The 18,730-nt window shown below is 44.2% G+C and carries 18 protein-coding genes; 11 read left to right on the top strand and 7 right to left on the bottom strand.

The annotated features are described in order from the left end of the window. The first annotated feature begins 609 nt into the window (after positions 1–609). Complete coding sequence (locus JCM14108_RS04560) at positions 610–1,932, top strand: MFS transporter (RefSeq protein ID WP_035178729.1); 1,323 nt, start codon at positions 610–612, stop codon at positions 1,930–1,932. A gap of 94 nt (positions 1,933–2,026) precedes the next feature. On the opposite strand, the gene JCM14108_RS04565 is transcribed toward JCM14108_RS04560, so the two are convergent. Both JCM14108_RS04565 and cls read right to left on the bottom strand, forming a co-directional pair. Beyond that, positions 2,027–2,356, bottom strand: a complete 330-nt coding sequence (locus tag JCM14108_RS04565; RefSeq protein ID WP_035178730.1) for a hypothetical protein — start codon at positions 2,354–2,356, stop codon at positions 2,027–2,029. 380 nt (positions 2,357–2,736) lie between these two features. After that, on the bottom strand, positions 2,737–4,197 hold the full coding sequence (cls, locus tag JCM14108_RS04570; RefSeq protein WP_035178731.1) for a cardiolipin synthase: 1,461 nt from the start codon (positions 4,195–4,197) through the stop codon (positions 2,737–2,739). Between the two features lie 136 nt (positions 4,198–4,333). Here cls and JCM14108_RS14800 point away from each other — a divergent pair, with 136 nt between their 5' ends. After that, positions 4,334–4,483: a hypothetical protein gene (locus JCM14108_RS14800; RefSeq protein WP_191978530.1), complete on the top strand. Its 150-nt coding sequence runs from the start codon at positions 4,334–4,336 to the stop codon at positions 4,481–4,483. Between the two features lie 179 nt (positions 4,484–4,662). Here JCM14108_RS14800 and JCM14108_RS04575 read toward each other — a convergent pair whose 3' ends face one another. After that, on the bottom strand, positions 4,663–5,106 hold the full coding sequence (locus JCM14108_RS04575) for a MarR family winged helix-turn-helix transcriptional regulator (RefSeq protein WP_035178732.1): 444 nt from the start codon (positions 5,104–5,106) through the stop codon (positions 4,663–4,665). 177 nt (positions 5,107–5,283) lie between these two features. Here JCM14108_RS04575 and JCM14108_RS04580 point away from each other — a divergent pair, with 177 nt between their 5' ends. The 3 genes from JCM14108_RS04580 to JCM14108_RS04590 all read left to right on the top strand — a co-directional run bounded on the left by JCM14108_RS04580 (position 5,284) and on the right by JCM14108_RS04590 (position 8,520). Next, positions 5,284–5,859, top strand: coding sequence for a PadR family transcriptional regulator (locus JCM14108_RS04580; protein ID WP_035178735.1), 576 nt, complete (start codon positions 5,284–5,286; stop codon positions 5,857–5,859). Next, on the top strand, positions 5,843–7,417 hold the full coding sequence (locus JCM14108_RS04585; RefSeq protein ID WP_035178736.1) for an MFS transporter: 1,575 nt from the start codon (positions 5,843–5,845) through the stop codon (positions 7,415–7,417). The genes JCM14108_RS04580 and JCM14108_RS04585 overlap by 17 nt, the downstream gene beginning before the upstream one ends. A gap of 185 nt (positions 7,418–7,602) precedes the next feature. Further along, a complete protein-coding gene (locus tag JCM14108_RS04590; RefSeq protein ID WP_035178740.1) occupies positions 7,603–8,520 on the top strand; it encodes an NADP-dependent oxidoreductase in 918 nt (305 codons plus the stop codon). Between the two features lie 153 nt (positions 8,521–8,673). Here JCM14108_RS04590 and JCM14108_RS04595 read toward each other — a convergent pair whose 3' ends face one another. Beyond that, positions 8,674–9,459 carry a carbon-nitrogen family hydrolase gene (locus JCM14108_RS04595; protein WP_035178743.1) on the bottom strand — a complete coding sequence of 262 codons (786 nt, stop codon included), beginning with the start codon at positions 9,457–9,459 and terminating at the stop codon, positions 8,674–8,676. Between the two features lie 213 nt (positions 9,460–9,672). Between JCM14108_RS04595 and JCM14108_RS04600 the strand changes: the two genes are divergently transcribed. Beyond that, positions 9,673–10,629 (top strand): GRP family sugar transporter, encoded by a 957-nt coding sequence (locus tag JCM14108_RS04600; RefSeq protein ID WP_035178745.1) that lies wholly within the window; start codon positions 9,673–9,675, stop codon positions 10,627–10,629. A gap of 134 nt (positions 10,630–10,763) precedes the next feature. Here JCM14108_RS04600 and JCM14108_RS04605 read toward each other — a convergent pair whose 3' ends face one another. Next, positions 10,764–11,075: a SemiSWEET family transporter gene (locus tag JCM14108_RS04605; protein WP_035178746.1), complete on the bottom strand. Its 312-nt coding sequence runs from the start codon at positions 11,073–11,075 to the stop codon at positions 10,764–10,766. Between the two features lie 765 nt (positions 11,076–11,840). Here JCM14108_RS04605 and trpD point away from each other — a divergent pair. The 5 genes from trpD to trpA are packed head-to-tail and all read left to right on the top strand — an operon-like array spanning position 11,841 to position 16,236. Beyond that, on the top strand, positions 11,841–12,866 hold the full coding sequence (gene trpD, locus JCM14108_RS04610; RefSeq protein ID WP_035178748.1) for an anthranilate phosphoribosyltransferase: 1,026 nt from the start codon (positions 11,841–11,843) through the stop codon (positions 12,864–12,866). Beyond that, positions 12,863–13,642 carry an indole-3-glycerol phosphate synthase TrpC gene (trpC, locus tag JCM14108_RS04615; protein ID WP_035178749.1) on the top strand — a complete coding sequence of 260 codons (780 nt, stop codon included), beginning with the start codon at positions 12,863–12,865 and terminating at the stop codon, positions 13,640–13,642. Before trpD ends, trpC begins: the two co-directional genes overlap by 4 nt. Positions 13,643–13,644: 2 nt before the next feature. After that, positions 13,645–14,232, top strand: coding sequence for a phosphoribosylanthranilate isomerase (locus tag JCM14108_RS04620; RefSeq protein ID WP_035178750.1), 588 nt, complete (start codon positions 13,645–13,647; stop codon positions 14,230–14,232). Further along, entirely contained in the window at positions 14,229–15,449 is a 1,221-nt protein-coding gene (gene trpB / locus JCM14108_RS04625; RefSeq protein ID WP_035178752.1) for a tryptophan synthase subunit beta, read from the top strand. The genes JCM14108_RS04620 and trpB overlap by 4 nt, the downstream gene beginning before the upstream one ends. Further along, positions 15,442–16,236, top strand: a complete 795-nt coding sequence (gene trpA / locus JCM14108_RS04630; protein WP_035178754.1) for a tryptophan synthase subunit alpha — start codon at positions 15,442–15,444, stop codon at positions 16,234–16,236. The genes trpB and trpA overlap by 8 nt, the downstream gene beginning before the upstream one ends. Before the next feature lie 90 nt (positions 16,237–16,326). On the opposite strand, the gene JCM14108_RS04635 is transcribed toward trpA, so the two are convergent. Together JCM14108_RS04635 and JCM14108_RS04640 are read right to left on the bottom strand one after the other, a co-directional pair. Then, positions 16,327–17,934: a polysaccharide biosynthesis protein gene (locus JCM14108_RS04635; protein ID WP_235807183.1), complete on the bottom strand. Its 1,608-nt coding sequence runs from the start codon at positions 17,932–17,934 to the stop codon at positions 16,327–16,329. A gap of 104 nt (positions 17,935–18,038) precedes the next feature. Continuing rightward, positions 18,039–18,599 carry a GNAT family N-acetyltransferase gene (locus tag JCM14108_RS04640; protein ID WP_035178759.1) on the bottom strand — a complete coding sequence of 187 codons (561 nt, stop codon included), beginning with the start codon at positions 18,597–18,599 and terminating at the stop codon, positions 18,039–18,041. Positions 18,600–18,730: the final 131 nt, after the last annotated feature.

An 18,730-nucleotide genomic window follows, 5' to 3' on the forward strand; every position in this document is an offset into this window, starting at 1 on the left:
AATTATATCTCTTCCTCTGTATGTAATAATGAACCGTTTATTCATCAAAAAACATTAATTAACCCGCCATCAGCCACAGCTGGTGTTTTTTTAACAAACAAAATCAAATCTAAAAATAGCCACCCTGAATCAATCTATTAAATTTAAAGCTATCACATTTAAGAATGTTGTCAGAAAGGCCTTTCAACAACATTTTCCTTTTTTAAAATTAAATTATTTTCATTTTCTTATTTACTTTTCATTTTTAATCTGGTAAGATTCTATCAACCTAAAAAAACGAGGAAGAAATTATGAAAATCAATTCAATTTACAATTTAGTCATTATTGCCGTTCGTGTCGTCATTATTTAACCCGCGGGCGCACTTTTGACTGCCCGCAAAAACGGGCAGAATTGGTTTTCAAGCCAAGAACTGTCAATTCGGTTCTTGGCTTTTTTTATCCTTAAAGGAGTTGATTGCCAAAGATATAACTATTATGCCAAACGCTTTTATTAACCTGCATCCTCGCCACCGCTTTTATGACGATACTTGATATTTATCATCCAGGCCCGCTTGGTTGAGACTACCCAAATATCCAGTAGCCCTACTACAGAAAGAGAGTTGACCTCAAATGGAAAATACCAATCCAACATATGACACAACTGCCAAGTCTAACAGCCTGCAACGAGACCCGGTGAAAACCGTTATTTTTGCCTCAATGATCGGCACCGCAATTGAATTCTTTGATTTTTACGCCTACGGAACCGCTGCCGCTACATACTTTCCAAACGTCTTTTTCCCGTCGCTAACCCCAACTATTGCAATGATTCTAAGCCTTTTAACTTTCGGCGTTGCTTTTGTCGCCCGACCGCTGGGGTCACTGCTATTTGGCCACTTCGGTGATAAACTGGGTCGCAAACGCGCCCTGGTTGTTTCCCTACTACTAATGGGTGTTTCGACCGTCATTATCGGTCTGCTTCCCGGCTACAAAACCCTTGGTATCACGGCAATCATGTTACTTTGCCTAGCCAGGTTCATTCAGGGAATCGGCCTTGGCGGTGAATGGTCCGGTGCCGTTCTGGTCGCTACGGAAAATGCACCAAAGGGCAAACGGGCGCTTTATGGCGCTTTTCCCGAACTAGGTGCGCCGATCGGCTTTTTCTTAAGTAATGGTCTTTTCTTCACGCTGGAATCAATCCTAACGCCCGCTCAAATGAACACTTTCGGCTGGCGAGTACCGTTTCTGGCTTCCGCTGTCCTCGTTATTGTCGGCCTATGGGTTCGTCGCAAAATGCAGGAAACCCCACTCTTCCGATTAGCTCAGCAGCAAAACACCGTTGAAAAAGCACCTTTAGTTGAAGTTTTCCGTAAAAACTGGCGCCAAGTTATCCAAGGAGCGCTGACAATGGGTGTTTCGTACACATTCTTCTTTTTGCTTTCAACGTGGTCATTGAGTTACGCAACCACGGCGCTCGGATTTAATAACCGGGAATGGCTGTTACTGCTAATGTCTGCCATCATCGTCTTTGGGATTATGATCCTTTATTCATCAGTATTGGCCGATAAATTTGGCCGTAAGAAAGTCTTAATTACCGGTACGATCCTAATCACAGCCTTTGCATTCGCATTTCCATTTTTCTTCCAAGGGCAACACAACCTCTTTGGCAGCCTGTTTTTCCTCTTTATTGGCTTTTTCACCATGGGGATTGTTTATGGCCCGATCGGTGCATTGCTTCCTGAGTTATTCCCTACCAATACCCGTTATTCGGGTGCCGGTATCGCGTACAACATGTCAGCCATTATTGGGGCCGCTTTTGCGCCGACGATTGCTTCCTTCCTGGTAGATAAATGGGGCATTCACGCTGTTGGGACGTATCTGGCAATTATGGCAATTGTTTCACTAATCGCCTTGATCACTACCAAGGAAACCAAATCTATCGATTATACAAAGTAAACTACTGTTACTAATTTTAGCAACAAAAAATCAGACATTACCACTTTTCGAGACTTGAAGGTAGTAATGCCTGATCTTTTTGTAAATAACAATATTATTCTTTTTTGTCATCAATTTGCAAAGACAAACCATCAAATAGTTGTGAAAGCTCCTTTGGTGACAAGAAACTTCCCCTTTTGATAATTTGATTATCTAACGTAACTATCGGCAGCAGCTCACTGCCATCATTTGAAAATAAGGTCACTCTTTCTTCATCATCCAGTTTTTGAAGCTTTGCTTTGCTGCTAACTTCCACCACGGATAACTTATATCCGGCAAGAGCCTTCGTGAAACGACCTGCCTTCTTCAAAAGGATTAACTTTTTAAAAGCCTTAAACAACGCACTTTGTTCATTTTGACGGGCGTAAACCGTTAGTCTTTTCACTGCCAAACATCCCTTCTATAAATAGAGCAGACTTAACACAAAACCAGGACCCAACATTAAGTTAAACAATGTCGGGTCCTGGTTTACACATTGTGGCTATCCGGATTATCATCCAGCCACATTCGAGATGGTATCTTGTGAAAGGTATTAGACCAATCATTGACCAAATCGGCTGGTCGGGTATTGTGTTACATTATATCTCTGTCGTTAGGCGGCAAACTACTCGGATCTGGATTCGATGACCCAGCGCCTGATTAATTTCTGCTGTTATCCCTCATTTGCCAAGCAGGTGATTAGTCTGTTCACCTTTCACCATTATTATACGATGATTCCTGGGTCGTTTACAAATGATTAGGCTTATATTCGACGCCCGCCAACACCTAAAGGATCGGTGACAGCAGTCGACTGAAAGTCTGCTTAAACTTAAGCCATAACGACTGCCGCTCAAACATCGCCGGCGTCTGTAATTCACTGACGGCAATATCATCTAAATAAATGTCACGCATTTGCTTAGCAAATTTTTCATCATAAATAAACGAATTAATTTCAAAATTCAGTTTGAAACTGCGATAGTCCAAATTAGCAGAGCCAACCGAAGCAATTTCATCATCGATCACCATTGTCTTGGCATGCATAAAGCCATTGCCGTAATAGTAGATCTTCACTCCCTGTTCGGCCAACTGACGGGCATAATATTGGGTTGCCCGGTAAACAAACGGATGATCAGGCATGCTGGGAATCATAATCCGTACATCAACGCCCGACATCGCCGCGATCCGCAAAGCGTCCAAAACACTGTCATCCGGAATCAAATAAGGTGATTGGATCCAGCAATACTTGGTCGCCATGGTAATTAACTTAATATAGCCCATTTTAATCTGCTGAAGATCGGAATCCGGTCCACTGGATACAATCTGCATATTAACATTGCCCTTGGTAGTGGTAACCGGGAAATATTTGGCCTGCACTTGATCCTCATCAATTTGCCCCCGGGGACTGGTTGCGTTCCAATCCAAAATGAACCGAGCTTGCAAACCGAAGACGCCCGACCCGATAATGCGAATATGCGTATCACGCCAATTACCAAACTTTTTCTTACGGCCCAAATACTGGTCACCAATATTAAAACCGCCAGTATAGCCGATTTTACCATCAATCACAATAATCTTTCTATGATCACGAAAGTTAATCCGGAAGTCCAATAAGACCGATCGCGTATTCAAGAACGGATAAGCATGACCGCCGGCTTCGGCTAATGGCTGAAAGAATTTCCGGGTAGTCCCCATCGATCCCCAAGAATCATAAATGACCCGGACTTCAACGCCTTGCTTGGCCTTGGCAATTAATAAATCCCGAATCTCATTACCAATTCGATCATTATAAAACGTGTAGAATTCAATATGAATACTTTTCTTCGCGCTTTCAATATCCTCGATAATGCGATGGAAAAGCTCATTACCGTTTGTAAAAATATGAACTTTATTTTGACGGGCCAAAAAAGCCGAATCGGTGGTCATAAACATGTCGACCGCGTTGCGATTTTTCCGAACAACCTCATCAGCTGGTGTCTTATCCGCATGGCCCAACTGGCTTCGTTGCTCCTTAAGCCGTTCATCCAACTGCATCTGCACGTGTTTATGTAATTTAAACAACCGGTTTTTCGGTAGTTTACGTCCCAAAAAGGCGTAGGCAATAAACCCGACCAGCGGCAGGAAAACCAGCACCAGCAGCCAGGCCCAAATCGCCGCAATATCGCGTTTTTCTCGAAAGACCGTCAACACAGCGAAAATCGCGTTAATGATGACAACCGCGTTAAAAATTGAAGATGCATCAATAGTCATTTTTCCCTCCTGATGCAGAAATTAGTTTAATATTAGAATAGAACAGAAATATCGTTTTAACAAATCCGACGCTTAAAAACGCCCTAAATATTAAAAGATCCACATAAGTAAGTATACTAGAAAGAAGCGAAATGACATGACTTTTTTTGATTTTTTTCCCGCCGCTCTTCATGGTTTTCATACCGTGAGATTTATCCATTTTATTTTTAACGAGCAGCCATTGATCGGAATCGGCCTGATCGTGGCGTTGATTCTGTACATGATTTATAAGATTATGAATCGTTAATCAAACTAAAACGCAGTTCAAAAGCATGATTACCACTTTGAACTGCGTTTTAATTGATTAATTATTGATTTAACATTTTTACAGGCATTTTTTGATTAATTATCAATATTGGTAAATTTATCAAGTCCGGGACTTTATTTTAATAAACTGCTGCCCCAACCAAAGGATAACCTGTCCACTCATTCATTCTTTACAGCGCTTTCCAGAGCTGTCAGCAGCTCTTCATTAACTTTCAGGGCTTGCCGGTACCGCTCAATGTTTAAATGGTCTCGGCCAACAAGCTCAGAAACTGCCTTAAGAATTACCGCCTGGCTATCTTTTCCCTTTTCGGTTAGCTTAACAGCAAACTGACGTTTATCATAGGGAACCGAACTACGGGCAATCCAACCATCTTTTTTCAAACGACCCAGTAAAGGTCTTAACTTGTTATTGGCCAGCCCCAATTCCAGCCCCAGTTCACGAAGCGTTTGATTATCACGTTCCCACAAATGTAATAATATTAAGTACTGCGGATATGTTAATGCAAACGGTTCAAGTGCCTGCTGATAAAACTTGTTAAATAAACGGTTGGCACTAAAAAACGTAAAGCCCAGCTGATTGGCTAACTTTATTTCATCATTCATTCGAATACTCCCAATTATTGATATTAATTGTGAACAATTAGTTTTATCTTATCACACGTCCTTTTTTTGTCAATATCAAGATAATTAGCGCGCAATTTACTGAAGAAAATACTTGCATCATCCGTCGAAACGACCTATGATAGATAAGTCGCTTCGACATATTGGGAGGGTTACATTTTGTACGAATTATTAATTTTAGGTGTTTTAACGTCGCGAGACATGTCCGGCTACAAGCTGCGGGTCATTTTGGAAAGCAGCTTAGTTCCCAGGCGGGAGATTTCCAACGGCGTGATGTATCCTCTACTACGCAAATTAGCGGATAAAGGCTTCATCAATTTTATTGAAGATGATGACAACCCCCGAAATAAAAAGGTAGCTCATATTACGGCAGCCGGCATAACCCGGTTTCGCCAGCTTATGAACCGGCAGGTTGCCCGGGATGCCAAGCGGGAAGCCATTTTCCGCTTTAAATTCCGGGGCATGGCCGGTGTCGACCAAACCACTCAGGAACAAATCCTGGCTGACTATCAGGCTGCTGAGCAAGATGACCTTGGTGTTTATCGAGAAGTTCGTCGTCATCTGCAGGAAAAGTATGATGACGATCCCACAATCAATCGGCCATATATTATTTGGGCCATTCGTTCTTTGGAACTGAGCATCGCTATCTGTCAGGCGAAATTAAAATGGATTAAAAGTTGTCGTCAAGAAATTAATCAGGATAGGAAGCGATTGGAAAATGAACAAACAAAGTAAACTAAACCAGTGGATTGCACTGCTGGCAATGGGGCTCGGTGTCTTTATGGGATTACTCGACGTAACGGTTGTTAACGTGGCCTTACCAACGATGGCTCGCGGATTTAACACCACCTTCACCAACCTGCAGTGGGTTTTGAACGCCTATACATTGGTTTACGCTGTTACCTTAATGATCATGTCGAAACTTGGGGATATGTATGGCCGCAAGAAAGTCTTTTTAGGCTCACTGATATTGTTTGTGATTGCTTCGGCAATTAACGGGATGGCGCCCAGTCTGTTGATTCTAGATATTGGCCGCGGCGTTCAGGCTATCGGCGGTGCCGGAATGATGTCACTTTCAATGGCCTTGGTTGCTTCCAACTTCGAAGGCCGCCAACGTGGTCTGGCTCTCGGTATTTTAGGCTCCATCATTGGTGTTTCATCAGCGTCCGGGCCATTGATCGGCGGTTATTTGGTTGAACACTTCGGCTGGCCGGCCATTTTCTACGTTAACGTGCCGTTTGGCATTATTGCCGTTATCCTAACAATTTTCTACGTTGCCGAAACCCCCAGTTACGGTAAAAATCACAAAATCGACCTTGCAGGAATGGGGCTTTCCGCGATTGGTTTATTTGCAATTATTTACGGCTTGATTATTAAAGAAAGCCACCCCCACTGGTCATGGTTTGAGCCGCAGGTAATCGGGCTATTACTTGGCGGTCTGATCATTATGATTACTTTTGTTTTTGTCGAACTGCGGGTGACAGACCCGATGATGGACATAAAAATGTTCAAACGGCCGCATTTTTTAGGAACGATTGCCGTTGCCTTCTCACTAGGAGCCGGCATTTATGCCTATAACGCATTTTTAACTGCCCTCATGCAGAATTACATCGGTTATTCCGCCGTTCAAACCGGGGTCCGGCAGCTGACAATCAGCGGCTGGTCACTGGTACTCGGCCCGGTTGCCGGGATTTTGAGTGCGAGATATTCCAAAAAGTGGATGATCGTCATCAGTTTGGTCATCGGTGGCCTGGGCTTCTTTTCAATGGCCAAGGCAATCAGTCCGACCGTCAGCTTCGTGGAACTCTGGCCCGGCATGGTTTTGATGGGCCTGGCAAACGGGATGGTCAACCCACTCTTGAATACGGCCGGCATGGAGGGTGCTCTGCCAAATGAAATGGGCATGGTTTCCGGCCTGCTTAACGTCTTTCGTCAATTCGGTACCACCGTTGGCGTGGTCGGCTTAGGCTTGATTCAAGACGCTCAGTTTAAAAACTATTTAAACGCCAATTTACATCATATCGCAATGCCAAGCCAGGCTTTAATTGGTATAAAAAATGCCCTTATTAACGCCGGCCCGTTTTCCGGTCACGGGATTGCGTTTTCAGAACGGCTGTCAAAAATGCCGTTTGCCCACGAACTGCAGCAAGTCGTCATTAAAGCCTACGATAATGGCATGACCGCCGTTGCCATTACATCCGGCGTACTCGTCATTCTCGGAGCACTTGGAGCTGCCTTTTTAATGCGGAATCGCATGACCAATCAGGATATTGAATTAAAGAAAGCAAAATAAATCAGGAATCTCAAAAGTCGAGGCCTGACGTGTCTCGACTTTTTGTTTGGTTTCATATGGCCACTCATATATTTTTGTTCAATAACCCTTTTCGAAAAACAAGGCACTTTGCTTGCCCCAACTCAGGTTTGCGCTTACAATAACCTCGTTATTAAACGAATCAACCATAAGGAGGCCTCATTATTATGAAAGCATTCGGCTATGAACATCATGGTGCCCCAGACGTTTTTCAGACTTACGACATTCCAACACCGTCTCCGGCAGCGGATCAATTACTGGTAAAAACCATTGCGATCGGCTTAAACAACCGCGAACGTGCGGAACGCGCCGGCGGTTACGGTGGGATAGGTACACCCACCATCCCCGGCAGAGACGTTGTCGGTGAAGTTGTAATGGTCGGCGGGGAGGTGACCGGCTTTTCGGAAGGAGATCTGGTCCTCACCCATACGGAACACGGCTACGCGGAATACGCCCTTGCCGATTTGAATGCCACCGTCAAGCTCCCCGACGGCATTACCCCAACTAAAGCGGCCGGCATTATTACCCCGGGATTAACCGCTTATAAAGCCGTTAAGTTTTTTGCTAATCTTCAATCCGGACAAACCGTTATCGTTAAGGGCGCTTCCGGTGGCGTTGGTTCCATTTCCGTTCAAATCGCGGCTGACCTTGGTGCAACGGTCATCGGCATTGCTGCCAGCCATAACGCGGATTACGTTAAATCTCTTGGAGCCGCTGAGTTTGTCGCTTACGATCAAAACGATCCGGCAACGCTTTTAGCCAATCGGGCAGACGTTGTCATTAACAGCGCCATGAATGGCGCCGGCACAGCCGATGATATTGCGATGGTAAAGCCCGGTGGCACCATTGCCAGCGTTGCCCATGAATCCCCCGTCACTGATAAACCACTGAATTTTGTCCACATTCACCCGACTAATGAAATGACTGATCGAGAAGCCCTTCAAGCCGTCGTTGATTTGATGCGGGATGGTAAATTAACCATCAACATCGGCTACACCCTGCCGTTTTCCCGTGACGGTTTTGTAAAGGGCCACCAATTATTGGAAGAAAAACACAACGGCCGGGTAATTATTGTTAACGATTAACTTAACCACTATCGTAAAAACCAAAAGACAGCCAACATGGATCAATTTCATTTTGAAATTCGATTCAGTTGGCTGTTTTAAGTTGGTTCATTAAATTAAAAATGATTGATTCCTTTAATAGTACTGGGTCTTCAAGCGAGTATCCCTGATCTTTTACCGATATAATTCCGGCCGCCGATCGGCAAATACGGGCATAAAACCCCGAGCCTCATCGGTTTCCGCTGTATCGATCGTCACCGTTTTTAACTGGGGCTGATCGTTTAACGTCAGGATTTCATCTCCCAGCGGATTATAAATGCCGGAATGGCCTCCAAATTGATTATCAGGATCACTGCCGACCCGATTAACCGCTACCACAAAGCTTTGATTTTCAATTGCCCGGGCGGCTAATAATCGTCGCCACTGTGGTATTCTAACAGTTGGCCATTCTGCCGGCACAAAAATAATCCGACTGTTGTCCAGGCTCAATGTCCGCAGCCATTCCGGGAAGCGAATGTCGTAGCAAATGACACTGGTGGCGTCAATGCCGTTTACCTGAAAATGATCTTCTTCATGACCGGCAGCCAAATACTGATCTTCCCGCATTAAACCGAATAAATGCACTTTTCGGTAGGCAGCCAGTTGGCGCCCGTCCGGGCCGTAAATATACGTTGTATTATAATACGCGCCGTCATCAGCAGTCGCAACCGAACCGCCGTGGACAGTCAGGTGATATTTTTTAGCAAGGCCGGCCAACAAGTTTTGCGTTCGCTGACCTGTCGGATCGGCAATTTCAGCAAACCGCGTCAAATCATAACCGGTATTCCACATTTCCGGGAACACCACCACATCAGCGTTTTCCTCAGCTGCCCGTTTAACAGCCGGTTCAATCTGGGCAAAGTTTTGATCGGGATTGCCAAAAAAGATATCCAATTGGGCAAGTGAAATTGTCAGCTTCATTTAAAAGACCTCCTCAGCCTGTTATAGGCGCGCTACAGTCACGTTTTTGTTCAAACTTTGACGGCTGTCGCATTTAGTTAGCCTTATTATAAAGCAAAATTTTTTGAATCGCACGTGATCTTTTGGTTTAGACGACTACCGGCTGTGATATAATCATTCCAGTCACAAAAAAATTGACCAATGATTTATTTAAAAACGGGGGAACTATCTATCATGAGCATCAGTATTTTATTAGCACTCATTCCACCATTAACCTGGGGTGCCACCGGTATTATCGGTACCAAAATGGGTGGATCATCCGCGCAGCAGACTTTTGGCGAGTCCTGCGGGGCATTGATTTTGGCACTTGGTGTCTATTTGTTCTTTGTACTGCCAAACGGGATTGCCGTTGACGGCAGAATCTGGTTGGTTGGCCTATTTTCCGGCTTATTCTGGTCGGTAGGAACTGTGGGCCAATTTTTTGCTTATAAAAAGATGGGCGTTTCGGCCGCCTTTCCGCTTTCAACAGCCGGTCAAATCGTGTGTAACGCTTTAATGGCCGCTGCGGTTCTCGGCGAATGGACAACGCTAAACATGTGGTTCTTCGGCATTATTTCGATTGCCCTAGTAACCATTGGAGCTCTTTTAACCGCTGCCCGCTCAAACGTTGAAAAAAAGGCAGCTCAAAAGCGACCGGCAACCTATCTGCAAGGCCTGTTTGCCCTGCTTCTCTCTACAATCGGATTTATGCTCTACTTTGTTTTCCCGAACCTATTGGTAAAAGTCGGCTTCATCAGTGAGCAGGTTCATAATGCCAACAATGGGATTAATTATATGACGGCAATCGTCACACCCCAAGCAGTTGGTCAGGTGATTGGCTCGGCGCTGATTGGAATTTTCATTCTGCACGAAAAGCACCTATTTGCCAAGCCGACCTTCAAAAACCTGGTTACCGGTGTTAATTGGGGTGTGGGTAATCTGTTTATGTTCATTTCGACAGCCAACCCGGCAATCGGTCAGGCAACCGCAACGACCCTTTCCCAGCTGGGAATCGTGGTAGGAACATTTGGCGGTATCTACATTCTTCACGAACGAAAGACTTCCGATCAAATGGTCAAAATTGTGCTTGGTTCAGCACTGGTCATTGTTGGTAGTGTCCTGATTACGAATTTAAAATTATTAAGTTTATAACTTTTTGAAATCGGTATAATCACTGCTTCGATTACAAAAGGACGCCCACATAACAGCTTTGGTTTTTTAAAGCCGTTATGCGGACGTCCTTTTTGATTTTCAACTTCATTACCTGGTCAACTACATCATTGCCGTTAAGGTGTTAGTATGCCAAAGACAACGCCTGGAAAGCTTGCAATAATCAATCGCCAATCCTTGGTCGGTTTTAACCAGCCATAGCCAACCCACAGCGTCGCGTTTAACGCCGCAAACAACGGTTGAACCGGTGAAATCGGATCACCGTTTAAATTACCAATAATCTCACCAATATATGAAACGTACATGATAAAATTCGCGATGGTCGCAAAATCGCCGATTAACTTGATTTCATCGACTCGCTTTTTATGTAACGCGTCTTGAACCTGATTCCTAAATTGACCCTGTGTCGGTCTTAATTGACGCTGCATGCAATCACTTCCCCTATTTCTCTCACCATTAGTCTTACCACTTCCCCACTCTAAAAGCTAGTTGTTTTTACTTAAATTTTCATTTAATTCTCAGAATCATTAAATGTTGTTAAGTTCAAAAAAACATTTTATTTTTTAACGTGATTGAACCATCATTGATCCAAATAATCAGCATCCCTTTATCCTTGCTATATCAACGTTTTCTAACGGGTGTTCATCCAAAACGGGCGCTGATTTTTGGTAACTTCAAAACATTAGCTAAAAAAGTTTCATTAAAATCATTGACATTTTGCCGGAAAGCCTCTAATATACAAAGCAACAATTAATATTCGTCCATGAGAAAAACCGATGACGTGGAGATCAAGATCATTGTGCACGCAAAGAGAGTTGCCGTTGCTGAGAGTGCAATCGAACGCAGATGATTAAATGGACCACGGAGGGTTCTCCCGAAAGTATTCGAGTACGGAGAAACGTGCAGGCATACGTCAGTTGTCGGAGGGATGTTGGTCCCTCGCTAAGCGTAATTAATTGGGAATTTCATACTAATCAATCATGATTATTTGTTGAAGACCCGGTTAATTGAACTAAGGTGGCACCGCGGAAAAATCCGTCCTTAACTTATCGAAGTTATGGGCGGATTTTTTGTATAAACGGAGGTCTTGGATATGCAACTAACAAAGGAAATCAAACGATGGCAAAGGTCATATTAAATTTCATCGTAATGACACAACAACTTAAATCAAATTAAATTTGGAGGAATCTATTATGATCAAACAAGCCATTGAAAAAGTCGTTAACCACGAAAACCTAACCTTTGAAGAAAGCCAAGCTGTTCTAGATGAAATTATGAACGGTGAAGCATCTGAAGTTCAAACTGCCAGTTTATTGACGGCTTTAACCGCCAAGAATCCAACGATTGATGAAATTGCCGGTGCGGCAGCCTCTATGAGAAGTCATGCCCTTGCCTTTCCGGAAACTAATGATGTTTTGGAAATCGTTGGAACCGGCGGTGATCATGCCAACACTTTCAATATCTCAACAACCAGTGCCATTGTGGTTGCTGCAACCGGCACTAAAGTTGCCAAGCATGGCAACCGTGCTGCTTCATCCAAGAGCGGCGCTGCCGATGTATTGGAAGCCCTCGGTTTAGATATTAACGAAACGCCGGCCGTTAGTTACCAAAGTTTAAAAGAAAACAACCTGGCCTTCCTATTCGCCCAGGAATATCACAAGTCAATGAAGTACGTTGCGCCGGTTAGAAAGCAACTTGGTTTCCGAACAATCTTCAATATCCTCGGCCCACTGGCAAATCCAGCCCATCCAACCCGCCAATTACTTGGTGTCTACGATGAATCGTTACTTGAACCATTGGCCAATGTTTTGAAGAAGCTGGGCGTTAAAAACGCCATGGTTATTCATGGTCGCGATGGCCTCGATGAAATGACGACTGCTGATGAAACCGCCGTCGTTGAATTACGAGACGGCAAGTTAACCCGCTATACACTGACGCCTGAACAATTCGGTTTCAACCGCAGTCAACGAGACGAATTGGTCGGTGGCACCCCCGAAGATAATGGTAAAATTACCCGCGATATTTTATCCGGCAAAAAAGGCCCTAAACGCGACATCGTTTTATTAAACGCCGGTTCGGCACTTCACCTGGCTCATCCTGAACTATCAATTCAAGCCGGCATTGACTTGGCAGCCAAAACCATTGATGATGGCAAAGCCCTCGAGGAGCTCAACCGACTGTTGGCCTTTTCCAACAAACGTAAGGACGTGGTGGCATGATCTTAGATGATCTGGTTACCGTTACCGAAAAACGATTGATTCGCCACCAAAAGCGTCACTCATTAACCGAACTAAAACGTGAAGTCGCTGCCATGCCGGCAACCACCAAGCCGAATTTCCTTTCTATCTTAAAGCAGCCCGGTTTACACATTATTTCCGAAGTTAAAAAGGCATCCCCCTCAAAGGGAACCATCGTCACCGATTTTCCCTATTTGGAAATTGCCAAGGCTTATGATCAGGCCGGTGCCGATGCAATCTCCGTTTTAACCGAGCCGGATTACTTTAACGGCCACCTGCACTACCTAAAAGCCATCAGCCAAGCAGTATCAGTTCCAACCCTGCGCAAAGACTTCACAATCGATCCTTACATGATTTATGAAGCCAAGGCCAACGGTGCCGGTATTATCCTGTTGATTGTTGCCATTCTAGACGACCAGCAGTTAATTGCCTACCGGGAATTGGCAGAACAGTTAGGCATGCAGGCAATCGTTGAAGCCTATACCGCTGATGAAGTCACCCGGGCGTTAAAATCCGGTGCTAAAATCATCGGCATTAATAATCGGAACCTCAAAGATTTCAAAGTGGATTTCAATAACAGCTTAAAGCTACGGGCAATGGTCCCACAAACAATCCCTGTGGTCGCCGAAAGTGGTATTAAAACCAGGCAAGATGTCGAAAAGCTGGCAGCAGCCAATTTCAATGCCATTCTGATGGGTGAAACCTTAATGAGATCCGATCAAAAAAAGCAACTGATTGAAACGTTCAAGGAGGTCTAAAAATGGTTAAAGTTAAAATTTGCGGTCTGATGAAACCGGCCGATGTCTTGGCGGTTAACGCCGCCGACGCTGATTTTGCCGGCTTTGTCTTCGCTCCCAGCCGCCACCAGGTATCACTTGAAACAGCCTTAGCACTAAAAATGCTGTTAAAGCCTGGTATTAAAGCTGTCGGCGTGTTTGTCAATGAATCCGCTGACGATATTCTGGCCGCCTACAAAGCCGGCGCCATTGATATTGCTCAGCTGCATGGTAAAAGCACGCCAACAGAAATCACCCGACTACAACAAGCCGGTCTCCAGGTTATTCAGGTCTTTGAACGTCAGTCAATTGATCTGACTTCTACCGCCGACTACCTGATGGTTGACAGCGGTAAGGGCAGCGGCCGACTTCTTAACTTAAAAGCCATTCCACATATTGACCGCCCACTTATTCTGGCGGGTGGCCTAACGCCTGAAAACGTTGCTCAGGCTGTTCAAATCGTTCGCCCCGATATTGTTGACGTCTCCAGCGGTGTCGAAACAGCCGGCCATAAAGATGCCAGTAAGATCACCCGATTTATTAAAAACGTAAAAGAGGAAATTTTATTATGAAAACACTGAATGAAGCAAAACAAAATGAAAAGCAAACCGGCCGTTACGGTAAAGATTTCGGTGGCCAATACATCCCCGAGACCCTGATGACCGAACTTGAAAAAGTAACTAAAGTCTTCAACGACTTAAAAGACGATCCTAAATTTAAAGCAGAACTGAATGATCTATTGGTTAACTACGCCAATCGGCCATCTCTGCTATACTATGCCAAGAATATGACCGAAGACCTCGGTGGCGCTAAAATCTACTTAAAACGTGAGGACTTAAACCATACCGGTGCTCACAAGATTAATAACGTTATTGGTCAGGCACTGCTGGCCAAGCACTTGGGCAAAAAACGCTTAATCGCTGAAACCGGTGCCGGCCAACACGGTGTTGCCACCGCAACGATTGCCGCCTTAATGGGGATGGAATGTGAAATCTTCATGGGCAAGGAAGATACCGACCGCCAAAAGCTAAACGTTTATCGAATGGAACTTCTTGGCGCCAAGGTTCATCCGGTCACAAGCGGTTCAATGGTTCTAAAAGATGCCGTTAACGCAACTTTGCAGGAGTGGGCCAGCCGAAGTGAAGACACATTCTATGTGATGGGTTCAGCTGTTGGACCGGCACCCTTCCCAGCCATTGTCAAACACTTCCAAAGCGTTATTTCAAAGGAATCCAAACAGCAGCTCCAAAGCAAGGAAGGCCGACTGCCGGATATGGTTGTTGCCTGTGTCGGTGGCGGCAGTAATGCCATTGGCAGCTTTGCGGACTATATCGATGACCCATCCGTTAAATTAGTCGGTGTCGAAGCTGCCGGCAAAGGTGTCGATACTGATCGGACTGCTGCTACTATCGAACGGGGAACGGTTGGGATTTTCCACGGCATGAAATCACTGTTCATGCAAAACGATGACGGTCAAATTGATCCGGTTTACTCAATTTCAGCCGGTTTGGATTACCCGGGTGTCGGTCCGGAACATGCTGCGCTTGCCCAGGAAGGCCGGGCGCAATACGTTGGGATTACCGATGATGAAGCTGTTCAGGCATTCGAATACATTGCCCGGGAAGAAGGCATTGTAGCCGCAATTGAAAGTTGCCATGCCGTTGCCTACGTTGAAAAAATTGCGCCAAAGATGTCCAAAGATCAAATTATTGTCTGCACCCTCTCCGGGCGTGGTGACAAGGATGTCGCAAGCATCGCCAAATATAAAGGAGTGGACATTGATGAGTAATTTGTCAGAAATTTTCAAAAATCATAAAGCTTTTATTCCGTTCGTAGTCGCTGATGACCCGGACTTTGATACAACTGTAAAAAATGTAGTTGCGCTCGCAAACGCCGGTGCCGACATTGTTGAATTAGGAATTCCCTTTTCCGATCCAGTCGCCGATGGTCCGGTTATTCAAGCAGCCGACCTGCGAGCCTTTGATGCAAAGGTCCGCACCAAGACTGTCTTTGAGATTGTCGAAGCAGCCAGAAAACAAACCGACGTTCCAATCGTCTTTCTAACTTACTTAAACATCGTCTTCAAATATGGCTATGACGCCTTCTTGAAGCGTTGTGCCGACCTGGACGTGTCCGGGCTGGTAATTCCCGATTTACCATATGAAAGTCGTGATGAGATTGTGCCAATCGCCGAGAAGTACAACATCGACATTATCCCACTGATTACGCCGACGTCCGGACACCGGATCGAAAAGATCGCTAAGCGTGCGTCTGGCTTCATCTACGTAGTCTCCTCACTGGGAATTACCGGTGAACGAAACGAATTCTTCAACGGCTTAAAAGACCTGGTTGCCAATATCAAGCAGTATACTGATGTTCCGACTGCCATTGGGTTTGGTGTTCATACGCCCGAACAGGCGCGAACAATGGCCGAAATCGCTGACGGCGTGATTATTGGTAGTGCCATCGTTGATATTGTCGCCAAAGAAAAACAACAGGCGCCAGCTGCTGTTGGGAAATTTACAAAGCAGATTCGCGAAGCTGTTAATAGCGTTAAGCAGGTACCGGTTAAGTAGTGGCTGTAAAAAATACTTCCATTTCGTTAGGGTAAAAACACCTAATGAAATGGAAGTATTTTTATTTGGCCTGCTGAAAAGCCAATGTGTTTATTCAAAGTGTTTATATCTAAAGTATCGATACCCAATCTTCTTATCGAAAACCTGCTTGGATAAGCCGGTCGCATTGGCCATTGCCAAATAAATCAGCAATGCGACCAAGCCAAAGACTGCGGCATAAACAAATGCGGAAACTTTGGTTAACGGCAGGTAAACCCGCTCCATCCCAGTTGCGGCCAAACCGACAGAAATCGCAAAGACCACGTTAACAATAATGTTAAGGGTTAATTTTGATAATTTGACTTTAAATTCTTTACAGATTTCACGGATACTTAACAGACAAACCAGCCCAAAGGCAATCGCAGTTGCCAAAATAGCACCGAAGCCCTGCAGCCAGGTCACAAACGGTACCTGCAAAACCAGTTTGATAATCAAGCCGATAATTAGGTAAAACATCGCCTTTTTACTGTAGTGCAACGCCTGAAGCAGCGTTAAACTATTGATAGCCAAGCCAAGAATCAGACTTTGAATAATGTTCCAGAAAAGGTATCTGCCGCCCAAAAAACTAAACGGGAAAAATACGCCGTTAATCGCAAATGAAAGTGCGCTAAGAATCGTGACAATCGGCACCAATGCAAAGATCAGCATATTCAGATTTTGCAGAACCAAATCACCGATATTTTGCTTGCCAGCCGATCGACTACTTGCCAAAATTGGCAGAGTTGTTTCAGCAACCGCTAGCGCTAATGAGACCACCACCGTTGTAATTTTTGTTGGGTTGGCAGAAAACATGGTAAAAATATTTTGAGTATAAAGGGCCGTCTTATGTAAGACATTTTCCATTACCTGCTTAAATACCAATTGGTCGACCAACTGCGTCAGTGAAATTCCTGATCCAACTACCACAAACGGAATGGATTCATAGGCGATCATTTTAAATGTCCGCCCAATTCCCTCCAAATCATATGGTTTACTTTGTTGACTTTTTTCAGCATAGTCAGCACTCTGCTTTTTGTAATAGGTTGCTAAATAAAAACAACTGGCCAATGCGCCAACCAAAGCAGCCATAACGCTTAAATAAACTGCATGGATAAACGTTTTATGAAAGATGTAGATAACAACATATGTGGACACCAAAATAAAAATAATTCTAATGAACTGCTCCCATAATTGGGAAACACCAAACGGTTTTAAATCCTGATTTCCTTGAAACCACCCACGAGCAGCACTCATCGCCGGCAAAATTACAATTGCCGGTACCAGAAACCGAATAGCAGTTGTTGAAACTGCCGGAGAAACGACCGGACTATTAGCGGAAAGAAGCGGTGCCAACACATACAGCAGAATGCCACACACAACCCCAGAAATCAGCATAATTCCCAAACCAACCTTGGCTAATCGCTTAGAATTCAAAAATTTATTTTCACCGTTATAATAGGCTACACGCCGAGCAATCGCTGACGGAAAACCGGCAGTTCCCAGGGAGATAAACAATGCATACGGCGTATATGACGTACTAAACAACGCTTGGGCAGCATTCTGATTTGCGGCACTTCCCATCATTGCCAGCCATGGAATCAAATAGATCACGCCAAGCACCCGTGAAAAGATACTTCCAAATGAAAGCCAGAATGAACCTGACATAATTTTTTTATTCAAAGAAAACACGCTTTCTAATCAGATATCTAAAATGTTATTGTACCGTATTTTGACGGTCGATAGACATCTAATTTCCGAATACTTTTAAAAGTTTAATTTTCAATTTACGAATGACGGCCATCCGCTTTGTTAATCAACCCGAACTCAACAAAATCCCGATACTGACCATTGGCATAAATCTGGTCTTTAAATTCAGCCTCTTTAATAAAGCCAAGGCGCTCTGGAATCGCACTACTTTTTGTGTTACCAGCTTCCACCTGAATCAAAATCTTATGTAACTTCATTTCATTGAAGCCATAATCTATCAATCGTTTAAGTGAACGGGTCATAATACCAAGTCCCTGGACCTGCTGTGAAAGCCAGTACCCCACTTCCGCATGATGGTCAGATTGATTAATTTGGTGAAAATCAATCATGCCAACCGGCATATTATCAACCGCAATTGTCAACATGAACACTTTACCAGCAACCATTTGGCCCTGAATATATTTGATAAATTTCGCTTCTGACCGTTCGGATTTGGTATCATCTACCCATGGCATCCACTTTCTTAATTCATTTCGGTCTGCTTCAACGACTTCAAAAAGTGCCTGAGCCTGATTCTCCTCTGGAAGCAATAAGCTGACTTGATGACGATCAATATTAAATTGCTTAAAAACAAACATTTTTGAGTTCCTTTCGAAAGTCAATCTGACATTTACCTTCTATTATAACCTATATTTGACATACAAAAACCCGACTTGGTAAAAGTACCAAATCGGATTTTTTAAATTACAATATCAGCGTGTTTAAATAA

The sequence above is a fragment of the Lentilactobacillus farraginis DSM 18382 = JCM 14108 genome, from assembly GCF_000583655.1.
Classification (GTDB): domain Bacteria; phylum Bacillota; class Bacilli; order Lactobacillales; family Lactobacillaceae; genus Lentilactobacillus; species Lentilactobacillus farraginis.

What these genes read in the sequence shown, in the direction of transcription:
- JCM14108_RS04560 (WP_035178729.1), top strand. Translation starts at nt 610, where the DNA reads ATGGAAAATACCAATCCAACATATGACACAACTGCCAAGTCTAACAGC.
- cls (WP_035178731.1), bottom strand. Translation starts at nt 4,197, where the DNA reads ATGACTATTGATGCATCTTCAATTTTTAACGCGGTTGTCATCATTAAC.
- JCM14108_RS14800 (WP_191978530.1), top strand. Translation starts at nt 4,334, where the DNA reads ATGACTTTTTTTGATTTTTTTCCCGCCGCTCTTCATGGTTTTCATACC.
- JCM14108_RS04575 (WP_035178732.1), bottom strand. Translation starts at nt 5,106, where the DNA reads ATGAATGATGAAATAAAGTTAGCCAATCAGCTGGGCTTTACGTTTTTT.
- JCM14108_RS04585 (WP_035178736.1), top strand. Translation starts at nt 5,843, where the DNA reads ATGAACAAACAAAGTAAACTAAACCAGTGGATTGCACTGCTGGCAATG.
- JCM14108_RS04590 (WP_035178740.1), top strand. Translation starts at nt 7,603, where the DNA reads ATGAAAGCATTCGGCTATGAACATCATGGTGCCCCAGACGTTTTTCAG.
- JCM14108_RS04595 (WP_035178743.1), bottom strand. Translation starts at nt 9,459, where the DNA reads ATGAAGCTGACAATTTCACTTGCCCAATTGGATATCTTTTTTGGCAAT.
- JCM14108_RS04600 (WP_035178745.1), top strand. Translation starts at nt 9,673, where the DNA reads ATGAGCATCAGTATTTTATTAGCACTCATTCCACCATTAACCTGGGGT.
- JCM14108_RS04605 (WP_035178746.1), bottom strand. Translation starts at nt 11,075, where the DNA reads ATGCAGCGTCAATTAAGACCGACACAGGGTCAATTTAGGAATCAGGTT.
- trpD (WP_035178748.1), top strand. Translation starts at nt 11,841, where the DNA reads ATGATCAAACAAGCCATTGAAAAAGTCGTTAACCACGAAAACCTAACC.
- trpC (WP_035178749.1), top strand. Translation starts at nt 12,863, where the DNA reads ATGATCTTAGATGATCTGGTTACCGTTACCGAAAAACGATTGATTCGC.
- JCM14108_RS04620 (WP_035178750.1), top strand. Translation starts at nt 13,645, where the DNA reads ATGGTTAAAGTTAAAATTTGCGGTCTGATGAAACCGGCCGATGTCTTG.
- trpB (WP_035178752.1), top strand. Translation starts at nt 14,229, where the DNA reads ATGAAAACACTGAATGAAGCAAAACAAAATGAAAAGCAAACCGGCCGT.
- trpA (WP_035178754.1), top strand. Translation starts at nt 15,442, where the DNA reads ATGAGTAATTTGTCAGAAATTTTCAAAAATCATAAAGCTTTTATTCCG.
- JCM14108_RS04640 (WP_035178759.1), bottom strand. Translation starts at nt 18,599, where the DNA reads ATGTTTGTTTTTAAGCAATTTAATATTGATCGTCATCAAGTCAGCTTA.